The sequence below is a fragment of the Methanosarcina sp. UBA5 genome (genome assembly GCF_002505485.1).
Lineage (GTDB): Archaea > Halobacteriota > Methanosarcinia > Methanosarcinales > Methanosarcinaceae > Methanosarcina.
In genome coordinates this window covers 31792-46031 of the sequence record NZ_DAVG01000084.1, presented here as the reverse complement: position 1 = coordinate 46031, position 14240 = coordinate 31792, and the positions used below count along the sequence as shown (strand labels likewise).

General features: G+C 35.9%; 7 protein-coding genes and 1 pseudogene. 4 read left to right on the top strand and 4 right to left on the bottom strand.

Translation table 11 applies throughout. The features are described from left to right. Window positions 1-4383 precede the first annotated feature (4383 nt). Window positions 4384-4812 (bottom strand): annotated as a pseudogene (gene tnpA, locus BP621_RS09345) (IS200/IS605 family transposase). 12 nt (window positions 4813-4824) lie between these two features. Between tnpA and tnpB the strand changes: the two are divergent. Together tnpB and BP621_RS09335 are read left to right on the top strand one after the other, a co-directional pair. After that, the gene (tnpB, locus tag BP621_RS09340) at window positions 4825-5937 is read left to right on the top strand and encodes an IS200/IS605 family element RNA-guided endonuclease TnpB (protein ID WP_292389357.1); all 1113 of its coding nucleotides are present in this window, start codon (window positions 4825-4827) and stop codon (window positions 5935-5937) included. Between the two features lie 697 nt (window positions 5938-6634). Continuing rightward, window positions 6635-7939: an ATP-binding protein gene (locus BP621_RS09335; protein ID WP_292389356.1), complete on the top strand. Its 1305-nt coding sequence runs from the start codon at window positions 6635-6637 to the stop codon at window positions 7937-7939. 719 nt (window positions 7940-8658) lie between these two features. On the opposite strand, the gene BP621_RS09330 is transcribed toward BP621_RS09335, so the two are convergent. Next, window positions 8659-9897: a tetratricopeptide repeat protein gene (locus tag BP621_RS09330; protein WP_292389354.1), complete on the bottom strand. Its 1239-nt coding sequence runs from the start codon at window positions 9895-9897 to the stop codon at window positions 8659-8661. 433 nt (window positions 9898-10330) lie between these two features. Between BP621_RS09330 and BP621_RS09325 the strand changes: the two genes are divergently transcribed. Together BP621_RS09325 and BP621_RS09320 are read left to right on the top strand one after the other, a co-directional pair. Beyond that, window positions 10331-11176: an SAM-dependent methyltransferase gene (locus BP621_RS09325; RefSeq protein WP_292389352.1), complete on the top strand. Its 846-nt coding sequence runs from the start codon at window positions 10331-10333 to the stop codon at window positions 11174-11176. Between the two features lie 359 nt (window positions 11177-11535). Beyond that, window positions 11536-11955 (top strand): MBL fold metallo-hydrolase, encoded by a 420-nt coding sequence (locus tag BP621_RS09320; RefSeq protein WP_292389351.1) that lies wholly within the window; start codon window positions 11536-11538, stop codon window positions 11953-11955. Between the two features lie 69 nt (window positions 11956-12024). Here BP621_RS09320 and BP621_RS09315 read toward each other — a convergent pair whose 3' ends face one another. After that, complete coding sequence (locus BP621_RS09315; RefSeq protein ID WP_292389350.1) at window positions 12025-12366, bottom strand: hypothetical protein; 342 nt, start codon at window positions 12364-12366, stop codon at window positions 12025-12027. An 829-nt stretch (window positions 12367-13195) separates the two neighbouring features. Then, window positions 13196-14032 (bottom strand): formylglycine-generating enzyme family protein, encoded by an 837-nt coding sequence (locus BP621_RS09310; RefSeq protein WP_292389349.1) that lies wholly within the window; start codon window positions 14030-14032, stop codon window positions 13196-13198. Between the last annotated feature and the right edge of the window lie 208 nt (window positions 14033-14240).

Below are 14240 nucleotides of genomic sequence, written 5' to 3'. Positions count from 1 at the left end.
ATTAGCAGGGTAAGAAAACCCAAAAACGTTTTTTGATAACTTTTTTTATATACGCATGAAAATTTATCCCATAGTATTTACTCCAAAAATCGATCCCGAAAGTTAGCAAACGCGTAAAAAAGAATGAAAAAATAGTCATTTTTAAGAGAGGATGGACAATCCTTAATCTAGAATCAAGAAACTAAACAGGAAGGAAAGCAGGAATGTATATTGGAAGTATTAACTTCATTGATTGCAAGAAATCCTATGTATTCATCGACTGCTATTTTGAAGATTGATATTTAGAAACTCTTCTAGAGAGAGGATAGGCAATTAGTAATCCTGTATTGAGACATGAAAGTGTAGACGAGCTTCTCTTGTAGTCATCCGCTAACATCTAATGGCTACATTCCCAATGGCTATATTCCCTTTTTTGAAGATTATATAGTGTCCAATACGTCAAAATATCAATATGTTAGGAGAAAAACTGAAATTGTTGTCATTTGGAAATTCGTAATGAGCCAGTGTCAAAATTTCACCCAGATCATCTACTAAGGACTAGACGACTGCTTTTCTCCTTGCTTCAATAAAACAACCTCCCCATGTTACTAGGCAAAATTTAAGTAGAAACATTGGGAACAAAAGTAGAGTGAGGTAATTATAAAAATTGATAAAATATATCAGCAAATATATTTTGGTAATTATATCCTCATTTGTGAATTTAAGTATTTTAAGCGCTTTTTTAATATAAATTTAATATAGGTGTATTTTCAAGTTTTCTAGTCTAAATTGCTCCAATTTTATACTACTGTTTAATAATTAGTAGAATATATTCTTCCTACTTTATATAAATTAAACTCATATATGCATATGTCTCATAGGCGAATAAATACTAAAAGCTTAATTTTAATATTAAGATAAGCTTCTAATGTATAATCGTCTTTGAGAATAAACCAAATAAGGGGGAAAGCAGGAATGAATATTACGATTATTGCAGGCGTTTGCAATGTATTCTACCACTGTGACTTTAAATTCACCGATTTCTTATTCCGTTAAACTCTTCTATAGAGAAGATGGGCAAGAGAGAGGATGGGCAATTAGCAATTCTGTATCGAGACACGAAAGTGTAAACATTTTTCATATCCTCATTAACAGGGTAAGAAAACCCAAAAATATTTTTTGATAACATTTTTCATAATACGCATGGAAATTTATTCCATAGTATTGTACTCCAAAAATAGAGACACAAAAGTGTAGATGAGCTTCTCTTTTAATCATCAGCTAACATCTAATGACTACACATAGTATCAACAGACCAGGAGGAAAACTGGAATTATTGTCATTTGGAAATTCGTCGTGAACCATTGTCAATACTTTACCCAGATCATCTACTAAAAACTAGACGATTGTTTTTCTCCTTGCCTATTAAAACAAAAAAGTACCTCAAAATACCTGAAAAAAGAGTCATCTTTGAGAGAGGATGGGCAATCCGTAACTCTGAATAGATGACTACTTTACTTTTTTATAAGTATTCCCACTTTGGGCCTTTGATACATTGCATGTATTGTATATTATACTTACGTGGGACATCAAGATTTTTTAAGAGGATCTCAAATTAACTTTTAAAATTTCTAATCTAATTTTATATCCACTCCTTTCAAAATATCTCCCAAATGAATTTTTATCTCCAACTTTATTTGCATTTCTGTCAACACCAGCAGTTGATATGTTATGAGACTCAACATAGAGTAGAGTTTTCTACTCTGATTTCTTACTCTTCTGATATCGAATTTTACTGTACTCTTAATATGTCCATGTATCTTTTTACATTCAGCTCTCTTTTTATATTGGTCATCAAAAGCTTCATCTCTTATGTTATGGTTTCTCAGGTACATTCCTACCTGTTCTTTCCTTCCAATCTAATATAGAAATTTGAGTTTTTTCATACCAATAAAAAATTTAGAACCATTCTCGTAATCGAAAATCAATTGGCCATCGAATTTAGATTCGGACTTAATTTTGAGTTTTGGGATCAGCTCTTCTTATAAAAAAGATTAATATCATAAATTCAACTACATATTTATGGAGAATTTGGATAGAGGATTTGCTTATGGGTCTCGATTTGTTGTCCATCTTTCCATATGATGTTTTGCGCTGTATATCATGTATGACTTTTTATTTATGTTGAATTCTGAAAACATATCGGCTCTTCGCTGTTTCGAGCGGGTAACTTACATTCATCTCCGAAATGTTAGAGTAGCATATCTAAAATTTAGAAACATTTATGGTTGAAAATCACATTCAAGCTTGATGTTTCTCTTTTTGGCCTAGCTACTTTCCAACTGAGCAATTATTTTCAATCCACGCAAAACAGCGAAGAGCCAACATATCTATATTGCGGTATTTTGTTTATATAATCGGAGTAATCGGAGTGATTTATTTCAGTTGAATACCCCGCGATCTTGCCGCGGGGATGGAAAACTTCCCCGGTAACCGTTGATGATAATAATTATCAATTCCATTTTTCGGTTACTAACTTCTGCTCAAAGTTAATTGTTTAGGGTTAGTATTTCCTTTAACGGAATATTCGACTTTTTGGATTTAATTTTGAGAATCAAGACGCAAATTCGATCAAGAAAAAGTTGATACTGACGAAAGAATTAAGCTGGGTGTAAAAGGGATGTGAAGAATTGATCTATATGTCACAGCCCGGAGACAGAAAATTCCCTTTAAGAATAATAGGCTGTAAAGGACTTCAGGTTAGAAATATTTCATTGGATAAACTCAAAAATTTTCCTCTCTGAAACGTATGTTCTGAAAAATTTTATATATTACAAGAAAGGGTTGAAGTTATATAGTTTATAAATAAAAAGAGTTATACATAATTTTCACCAAAATCATTGGGTATAAGGGCTCTTAATTAAATAAATTTAATTAATTAAGCTTATTTTTCATTAAGGTGTTTTATATCAGCCTAATTACAAAAATTGAGGTTTAATAATCCAATTTCTAAAGAATATATAAAAAATTAAAGCTTAAAAATTATATCTAAAAGTAGATCTCCTTATTGCAGTAAGATTTCTCTATATTTTCAAAAACTACTCTGCATAAATCGAGTCTTTTAAAAAAATTATATATTTCAATAAAAATGAATGAGGTTACATATTATATATAGAGAGGGGGTTATAACTGCTTTTTGACAAATTAACTATGTTTTAGGGTCTTAATTAGGTTTATTCAGTTTATTTTATTCGCTTATACTCTTTTAATCAAAATATTGGACTCAATAACAAATATAAGCCTTAAAAGTTCCTCTTGTTGAGGAGTATAAAAAACTACTAATTGTAAGTTTAATCTAAAAGTATATCCCTTTATTGCCTGTAGATTCATCCAGATATTCAGAGACTATTTAATTATAAGGAAAATTTATTCTATTAACTTTATATAATTTACAGTTGTATGTTTATTTGTACTTTCTGGCAATTAAATTTAAGACTAAATGTCTTAAGAAATTCATGGCAAAATAGTCTCCCTAGTAATATCAGCCTGGAGTACACACAAACCTGGAGGCTGACAAAGGGTTTGTGATAAAAATCAGTTTATCAATTCGAAAAAATACACTTATTTCTTAAAAAAGAACAAAAATGGCCAAGGAGTAAAGAAATATAAATAAATCTACAAAAAAAGAGTGGAGGGAATGAATATGTTCTTCAGCGTTTACTATTCAAGGGTTTGCTGGTACTATGAAAAGGTTTGCTTCTACATGAAGGTGTGTTACTAATTAAGCGAAGAAGTAACTTAAAAACAACAATTCAATTTGAATGAAATAACAGAAATAATATCTATAGTTATCAATTTAAGATATACAGGCATAGGTTTCCAATTAATGGTCGTTTCTTTGATTGATGGCTGTATTTTTATTTTTTCTGTGGATCAGGGATTATTTATTCTTTTGAAAGCGGTCTTTTCAATAAAATATAACCCTTTATATAAGCACGTACATTTTTTATAGAGTTCTTTCTTTTTTGCTTCATCTACCTTATATAACGGGGTTAAATCGATTATTAGTAAGATTAATAGATAATATAGTGAGTTATTAGTGTTAGCCTGAGTAAGGATTCTTTCTTTGAAACCAACAGTACTTAGACAATAGTCATCCATTGATTGATGAATAGAGTTCATTCCAAAGCCAATTTATCCTCATATCGATAAAGTCTCAGAAGTATTATTCCATCATCAAAAACTCGTTCGATTATTCGGAGCCCGGGATTCAGAGAATTAATTTTGAGTTGTGTGCTTAGCTCTATAGTAAAAGCAATTAGAAGACTATTTATAAGTCTTAAGACAGAAAACCCCTAGGTCTTCAGCCTAGGGGATGAATGTCGTGGATGAATGTCGTCAACTTCAACCCTGATTTCTAATGTATGCCTCTGCTGTTTCTTTGCTCACGTTCCCTATTGTTGAGGCAAAATATCCCTCACTCCACAATGTTTTTTTCTCCCCAATAGAACCTTTTCAAATGGCTGCCTTGACTCTTCCACAGTCTAACTGTAGTTTCTTGTTTCAGTTTTCTAACTATAGACAATATAGAAACTTTTGGCGCACTCTTCACCAACAGGTGTATGTGGTCCTTGTCTGTTTCCATCTCCAGTATTTCAAAATCTGACTCTTTTTCAATGTCAGCTATAGTGAGCTTAAGCTCATTGCTAATAGGCTCTAAAACCCTTCTTCGATACTTGCAAACAAAAATAACATGGTACATCAGTAGATATTTGCTATGGTTTTTGTGTTCATACTCTTATTTACCCAAAAGTATATAAGTTGGTAAAGCATATAATAGTATGTATGATGAAAGCGTACCGTTTTAGGCTATATCCTACAGTAGAACAATCTAAACAGTTAGATCAACACATTGGTAGCTGTAGGTTTGTCTACAATTGGGCACTTAACAAGAAAATTAAAACATATGAACAGACTAAGAAATCTATATCAAGATTTGACTTAAACAAACTAATGCCTTCTTTAAAAACAGAAAACCCTTGGTTAGCTGATGTTAACTCTCAATCCCTACAGGGAATGACTAAACAAGTTGAGTCAGCTTTCACTCGATTCTTTAGAGAAAAGAAAGGTTTTCCTAAGTTCAAATCTAAAAAGAATCCTGTTCAAGCTTTTCCAATACCTCAACACTATTCTGTGAATTTTGAGACCTGTGTAGTGAAACTTCCAAAGATAGGAGAGATTAAAGCAAAACTCCACAGGAATTTCACCGGAGAACTTAAGACAGCAACAGTTTCTAAAATATGTACAGGGAAATACTTCATTAGTATTCTTGTGGAAAATAATGAAGAACTTCCGGTTAAGCAAGCTTTCTCAGAATCAACTACAATAGGTATAGATGTAGGTATCAAAGATTTCGCTGTTCTCTCTACAGGAGAAAAAGTAGAGAATCCTAAGTATCTTAAAAACTCTCTTCAAAGAGTTAAAGTACTTCAGAAAAGAGTTTCAAGAAAACAGAAAGGTTCAAAGAGCAGGGAAAAAGCAAAGCAGAGATTAGCAAGACTACATGAGAAAATAACAAATCAGAGAAATGATTTCCAGAATAAAGTCTCTTTTAAACTCATTAGCGAAAACCAAGCTATAGCTCTGGAAACTCTGAACGTTAAAGTTATGCAAAAGAATCATCATTTAGCTCAGGCTATAGGAGATTCTGCATGGAGTAGTTTTGTAACAAAACTAGAATATAAAGCAGAATGGTATGGAAAAACCATTCTTAGAATAGGACAGTTTGAGCCATCCTCTAAAATCTGTAATGTTTGTGGATACCACAAATCAGATTTAACTCTGAAAGACAGGGAGTGGACCTGCCCTGATTGTAAAACAAGACATGATAGAGATATCAATGCCTCTATCAATATCAAGAAATTTGCACTCATAGATCAAAACTTGATAGGGATTTGAAATCTATTCAACACCTACGGAACGTGGGGAAGAGCCTAGGGACTTGTTTTCAGTAGAAAGGGGGGTGAACTAGGAAGCCACTTAGTCTTTAGCTGAGTGGTAGTTCACGTAAAAGCAGATAGGATATATTTACCGTTTTTACAGAATCGATTTCCTTTTTAATTCCAGAAGGCCAAACAGGAATGAAAGTATTGAGTTCCAAAGCTCCATATCAGATTTCTGGAAAATCGAAATGAAAAAAGATTTTATGCCTTATAGGTCTGCATAAATGGAAAATAAGTGGCGGCTTGAAGATTTATGCTTCAAATGTAAGAGAAAAGCATTTCGTATGTATTATGCTGCGGGAAGACAAAAATAGTTTATGAACCAAAAAACAAATGAAATTCTAAAAAGCCCTGGTAAAGAAAACCAAATCTTTACCTACTGATTCGATTCCTATTTATAAAGGGGTCATATTGCCTCAATTATTTATATGTTTCTGCGAATTTTTTTTAATCCTGTTAAATTGACACCTTACTTATGCAGGCGCTTATAGAAAGCGCTCTCCGCCAGCGAAAATTTTAAGTTCAAGAGCCTGCAAGGTTTTCCTCCGCTTTTTGCAAATTTTCCAGATTATGCCCTCAAGTTATTATTGGATGACGGACTTATTAACGCCAGAAAAACTATATAATTTCATCTCACAAATTATTTTGATAATATGCAAAATTTTGATAACATACAAAAATTAGAGTCCTCCCCCCTGATCTTCAACCATCAGAATTTTTTTCAAAATGCCCCAGATTTAATCCCCAGAGAGATTTCCCACTGTTGTTCCCTGGAAGGCAGTGGAATTAAATTCATCTCTGGACCCACTCATGCAGGTAAAACCACCTTCATGAGTCAGGTTGCCAGTAGCTTGGTTGGAGTAAAAATTTATATTGATTTTGAAGATAGTCGGATGCAGGAGCTAGGATCTGGAGATTTACAGGCTATTGAGGAGACTGCATCTGAAATCCGCAAAAAAGAAACTGAAGACGGAACAGGGCGGATTTTCTACTTTTTTGATGAAATTCATAATCTCCAAGGCTGGGAGAATTGGGTCGACAGGCTTCACAGGCAAGGGGCAGAAATTTATCTAACTTCATCGAGATCAACACTAATAAATGAGTTTTCTTCCAGGTTTGCAGGGAGATGCAAAATTTTAAGGCTTTACCCATTCTCTTTTAGAGAATACCTGCTGATTAAATGTAGCGGAATCTCAGCGCTGAATTTTCTAACGCCTTCCAGAAGCGATGAACTGTTATGTATGTTTTTGCAGTATTTTGAAAAAGGTGGTTTTCCAGATGTGATCAAAAACGATGACATCAAGCTTTCTCGTAAATATTTTGAAGAAGGGTTACAAAAAGGAGCTGCAGCCGGGTATGATATCCAGAAGTTAAGAAAGCTTGCCATATTCCTGATTTCGAATATGGCTTCGGAATACTCCCTCGATACCCTGAAAAAAGTTAGTGGAATCGAGAGTGAGAAACTCATAGGTACCTATCTGGATTATCTCGAAGACATTTTCTTACTGTACCGGGTCCCGAAATTCAATAGCCTCCAGGAAAGTGGGAAGGAAAAAGAAATTCCCTGCAAGATCTATGCAGGCGATACCGGCCTTTTCAAGGCAGTGTATCCCGGTTACCCTGACAGCCTTGGGCTGAGATTTGAGAACCTTGTATTCCTTGAACTGCTGAGAAGGGAAAAAAAGGTATTCTACTTCCAGAAAAAAAGAGAATGTGATTTTGTTATCAAGGAAAAAGACAGCCAGAAAGTTTCGGCTGCAATTCAGATTTCAATTTGCTTCGGAAACCCGGCAGTCAGGGAAAGAGAAATTCTGGGGCTTACAGAAACCATGGATGAGTACGGCCTTGAACAGGGGCTTATTCTGACAATGGACGACGAAGAGATCTTCAAAGTTGATGGCAAAGACGAGAATAAAATAATCATGGTTAAACCAGTGTGGAAATGGATGCTAGAATAAAGAAAAGGTCAGGGTAAATAGAAGAAAGGGCAAAGTAAATAGAAGAAAGGGCAGAGTAAAAAGTTCGAGATTGTTAAGGTAAATTATCCTTACCTGAAAGAGGGGAATATTCAAAACTGTATTAACCAGTGCTACGTTTTTCCAGCCTCATGGGCTTTCCGATTTGCTGTAGTTCCGAGTGACTACTCATACTAATTTTTGGTTTTTATTCAATAGTTCACAAGAAAAGCCTTTATTTCATCTATTCTAATTACATTTTTGATAATGTATTCTAAAAATTTCATTATTGAAAATTCCTGATTTAAAATTTTTGCGTAGTCTTCACTAACCGATTTTATGATTTTTTTTGATTACATATTGAAACTTATATATTTCTTAATCGAGCGAGAAGCGCTTGTTGTACCCTTAAATGATTTCGCAGATTCAAAGCTGTTTGAAAGTTCAATACATAACACAATAACAGGCGATGCAAAAGGGTAAACACTGAGTAAATTCCAATTCCATCGTGGTATTTTGGAGTGATTATATAAAAGAAACAAATTCGAAGCTGGATTTAAATATTGGGCCACATGCATACGATATACAACTTATTAAAATAAATTAAAAATTGTAATAATTTTGAGATAAAACATATATTGACGAGTAGGCAGTTTAGCCTACTCGTCCCCCAAATTAGCGGTATATTTTACTTCCTCATTCTACAGGAAGGAGAAGGAGAATCATTTCTTTTTCTCTCTTCTTGTTGCCGTAATTTTTTTAGATTCGCCGGTTTTGTGCCCTTTCCCTACTCGTACGCTTTTCTCGCTTCCTTTTCCTCTTTTCTCTCGTTCTTGGCCCCTAATTTTCTTTATTATCTCACTTGTTGGCTTTTTTCTTGTCCACACACTTCGCTTCACTTTCGGCTTCTCTTCTTCCATTCTTTCTTCTTCGTATTTATCCAAGTAGATTCCGAGTTTGGAACTTACGGAAGCTCGGGCTTTTCTAGCCTCTATGTGATCTGGATTGAGCCTGAGAACTCTCTCAAGGGCTTCGAGAGCTTCTTCATTTTTATCCAGGCCGGAAAAGGCCATGCCTTTGCAGTACCAGGCATCGGCAGAATCAGGCTTTATTGAAATCGCTTTGCTGCAGGCTGCAAGGGATCTTTTGTATTTGCCGAGTTTGAAGTGGACAAGACCTTTCCCTACCCAGGTATTTGCATTATCAGGGTTTATTTTGAGGGCAGCATCATAAGCTATCATGGCTTCCACAGGCCTGTTCAAGCTGTAGAGAGCAAAGCCTTTACCCACCAGGGCTCTTGCAAGGTTCGGGTTACGCTTAAGCGCAGCTTCATAGGCTTCTATAGCTTCTTCGTATCGACCCAGCTCCGCAAGTACATAACCTTTTGCGTGCCAGGCGCCTGCAAGTTTCGGATTGGCTACAAGGGCTTTTTCAGAGTCGGTAAGGGCTTTTTCGTGCTGCTTTAGCCTGCAAAGTACTGAGGTTTTGAGATTCCAGGCTTTATCGCTGTCAGGTTTTATTTCGAGCAATCTGTCAAAACTCTGCAGGGCAGCTTCATCCCTATTGAGTTGCAGGAGCACAAAACCTTTTTCATAAAGGTAGCGAGGGTTTTCAGGCTCAACTTCAAGTGCTTTTCCAAAGGTTTTCAGTGACTCCTTATACATTCTATGCCTCAGAAATACCGAGGCTTTTCCTGCCAGGGCAGCTGCATCATCAGGTTTTTTCTCAATGGCTTTTTCATAAGGTTTTAGAGCTTTATTCAGGCGATCATAAGCTGTCTCAATGGCTTTATCGGCTCTGCCTGTACTTTTTTTCCTGCCTGTTTCCTTGCCTGTCCTACCTGTCCCATCTGTTTTACCTGCTTCATCTGTTTTGCTTATCCCATCCGGTTTGCCTATCTTGTTTGCTCTGCCCAATTTTCCGGTTCGTCCGCTTCTATTTTCTTTAAAATCGTTTGCCATAGTATCAGTCTCATATGATTCGGTTTAGAGTGATTATTCTTTGCAAAGAGAATTCGGTATAATTCGGTACACCCCCACCTCCCCAAATTGGTGGTAAATTTTTCGGGAAATTTTGTTTCAAATTCCATTCTCTAATTTCAATCTGATTCTGTTATATTTTAAGTTCAGGATACTGGATTGCTCTACAGAAAGGGAGAACTCGCCCTCGAGTGCAAATTTATCTTTTAATATCTTTTTCATTTAAATAGTATTCATTACAATAAGACACTTGTCAACAACGTGGTCATTATAATGATAAGTATGAATATATTGAACCCATAGACGCAGAAAAAGTGAATTGCCACTGGATGGAGCAGACCAGCAAAATTATTTCGTAGATTTACAAAAACTTTTACTTTACTTTATATGTCAGAACATCAAATAATCTATTTAAATGCTCCATAATCTTTTACCTATCTTCTCTCAATCTTTAAAGCCTCCTCTTTTCGAACCTGGCGAACCTCGTTTCTGGGACGATCCGTACATCTCAAAAAGCATGCTTGAAGCTCACCTTAACCAGTCTCATGACGGGGCAAGCCGAAGAAATGTTGAGATCGAAAAAACAGTTCGCCATCTCATAACCTCAGGCTTCCTGAAAACCGGAGACCGGGTACTTGATCTTGGCTGCGGGCCAGGGCTGTACAGCAGCAGGCTGTGCTTTGAATGTATGAAAGTAACCGGTATCGACCTTTCCCGAAGGTCTATAGACTATGCTCGGGTTCAGGCTGAAAGAGATGGGAATGATATCGATTATATCTGTGCAGACTTTTTCAATATCGATTATAAGGAGACTTTTGATGCCGTTCTTCAGGTCTATGGGGAAATCTGTACCTTTTCCAATGAAAAACGTGACCTGCTCCTGAGCCTTGTCCACAGGACACTTAAAGACAACGGAATTTTCATTTTTGATGTGTCCACAAGAGAGCTACGCATGCGGGAAGGGCTCAAAAACAGGTGGTATTTCTCTGAAGGTGGTTTCTGGAGACCGGGCAGGCACCTTGTGCTGGAAGAAGGATTTGATTATCCGGAAGATGATACCTGGCTAAATCAGTATATTATCATGGATGAAGATGGGACTGTAAAGGTTTACAGGCTATGGCTGCACGACTATTCCTTTGAAACTATAAGTCTGACTCTTGAAAAGAGTGGATTTAGAGTTGAACAGGCATGGAACAGTCTATCCGGAGAGTCATACCGGAAAGGCGGGGACTGGATAGCGATAGCTGCAAGAAAAGTATAGATAAAGTATAGATAAAGTATAGATAAATATAGAGAAGCATACAGATATAAGGACAGTGTCCCTAATTTGCTGTAAATTCAAAGTCAAGTTCTTATGCACAGTACATGAAATCAGTCTACTAATATCGAGTTTTCGAGTTGATAACTTTTTAAAATTTGTAATTTTACAGAAAAATTGGCACACTGCCGATATAAGCACATATAGTTATTGAGCAGGAAAATTGAAAAAACTAAAAAAATATTGAACTGCTTGAAATAAAGCGACAACCAAAGCTATAACCGAATAAATCTTTTTGAAAATTTATAACGATTCCCGCTCTTCACCTGTATAAATCCTGTACATTATTACAAGCAAGGCTTTTGAAAGCCTACCTGAACAGGCTTGAGGCCATCATCCTTAGCCACGAGCATCCGGATCATTTTTTCGGGCTTGAGAGACTCATAAAGTTTATAACTGGAGAGGGAAAGAAAAAAATTCCGCTTTTTCTTCATCCTGAGGCCTTTGTTATTCCCATAAAGTCCGAAAATACAGTTGAGTATGCAAAGAAATTTGCAGGAACGGATAAGGTTTATGCAGTCCTTGGAGGCTTTCACCTCACAGGCAGGATTTTTGACCCGATAATTCAGCCCACAATTGACGAGATGAGAAGGATAAAGCCCTTGATATATCGTACCATGCATTGTATCGGCTGGAAGGCTATAAACCGGTTTGCAGAAGCGATGCCAGAACAACTCCTGCTCAATACGGTCGGCACAACTTACGTATTTGATAGAGAGTAACAAAACCCTTAATAATGGACATCTTAATTTGAGAAATTGAGTACACAAATTGTATCTTTTGAACATATTTTAGTATCTAATAAATATAGCCGTAAAAAACGCTATTATCAGACATGCGAAAGAGAAGGCGAGCACAAATATTGCCTTTTTCTGTTCTTTTTCTTGTTCTCTAGATAGTTGATCTGGTACTCCCCTTATGTACAGCACAAACAATAATGGCACTAAGACTGATTCTGCCCAGAAGAAATACTTGATGTCTTCATAAGATGCCATCTCAGTTGTAATCAATAATATTTGCGCAATTGTAAACCAGACTATAACAATATAAATTCTGATAATAATTCTTTTATTTAGAGAAAGAAGTTTGGAACTATTTTTGCTACCTTGAATATTATTTTTAGAATCTGTCAATTGACAACACCCTTATTTATTAAGAAATAATGTTTAAAAACTTTTTTTATTCAAGTTTCAAATATAATTTTTAAGTCCGCAGTTCCTGTTGGACAGTCTTAACCACATACTTCAATCAACAATATTGACATGGGCTCACGCTGACCTTTGATAAGGAATACTATTGGCGTTTCAGATTCTGAGGCTGTCTTCTTTATATTGATTTCAATGGCATATTCCGGACGTTTGCTATATTTGAATTGAGGAAGATTCTTTTTCTACACTGCATTTTTCTCATAGCCTGCACAGGCTACCTGAATTTAATAAGTAGGGTATAACTGTACTCTTTAAGGATTTCCCGAACTCGCCAACAGTTTATTCAAATCTCCGGTCAAATACTTTTCTGTCAACTGGAAGTTATCAAAATTATATCTAGAGTTATTGGAAGTAGTTACCTAAAGGAGTTATCTAAAGGAGTCACCTAAAGGAGTCACCTAAAGGAGTTAACTCAATTGTGTAAAATAATTTTTATAATCTGTAATATAATATAGCAAAAAAATAAACAAAGGTATTAAATATTAGTTTGTAGTATAGTTAAGTGTCTCTACCAAAAAGACACAAGTAGCATAACTAGTGTCTCTCCGAATAGACACGAAATCTAAGTCGCCTCTTAGATTGTCGAAAGCACCTGAATCTCTTTTTGCCCCTGCCTGCAAGTAAAACAGACAGGGACCAGGATGCATAGGATGGAGTATAGGATTAGAACGTATTACTACTTTTACCGGTAGCAAGAATAGATAATAGAGAAGAAAAGCAACTAATTTTTTAAATCAACCAGCTCAAATCTGGATCATATTTCCCTGACTATCCTGAATCCCAGGCTATTTAACTTTTTATCCTGAGCCGCAAAAAGTCTTTCAGCCGACCGACAGCAGCCTGCATTTCCATTCCAGCCTCCACCTCTCCTTATCCTCACTGGAGTGGATACGCTTGGAAAAGCGTTTTCCCAAGCCCTCCCGTCTTCCGGGGCACCTTTGTAACTGATATGGTACTCGTCCTGTACCCATTCCCCTAAATTTCCATAGATATCATAAAGCCCCCAGGAATTTGGTTTTTTCAGGCCGACCGGATGGGTTTCAAGCCCGGAATTTTCCAGAAACCAAGCATATTCCGTAAGTTTCGATTCGTCATCTCCAAAAAAATAAGCAGTTGCAGTTCCTGCCCTGGCGGCATATTCCCATTCAGCTTCGGTTGGAAGACGGTAGATTCGGGAAATTCCATCGACATTTTCCAGAGCATTGAGTTTCCGGAAAAAGACCTGAATCTCATTCCAGGAAACGTTTTCAACCGGATGCTTTTCGCCCTTGAAATACGCAGGATTGTTCCCCATGACTTTTTGCCATTGCTCCTGTGTCACCGGATACCTGCCCAGATAAAAAGGTTTTTCAATCGTTACTCTATGCACAGGGCTTTCCCAGAGCTTTCTTCGTTTTTCAAGTATTGGAGAGCCCATATTAAATTCTCCGGTAGGGATCAGGATAAATTCCATTCCAATAGAGTTAATTATTGAGCTACCTGACAAATTTTTGATCGAGTTATTTATTGAGTTATTCATCGAGCTACTTATTGGATCATTGACCTGGTTATTTAGTGAGTCATTCATAGAGTTACGGACTGCAGTATCCATTGAGTTATTCACCGGAATACTGCAACTGTAGATCGAATTACTGATTGAGCTATCAATTAAATCGCCAGATATAAGAGGTTTAATTTCTTCTGAACCTTTACTGTGTGAAGAGAATTTTTTTTCAAGAATCAGTGTTCTCACCAAATTGATTTAATAATCAAAAATATACTCTAAGATTTTATCTTTATTTTGCTGTTACTGCCTCTTA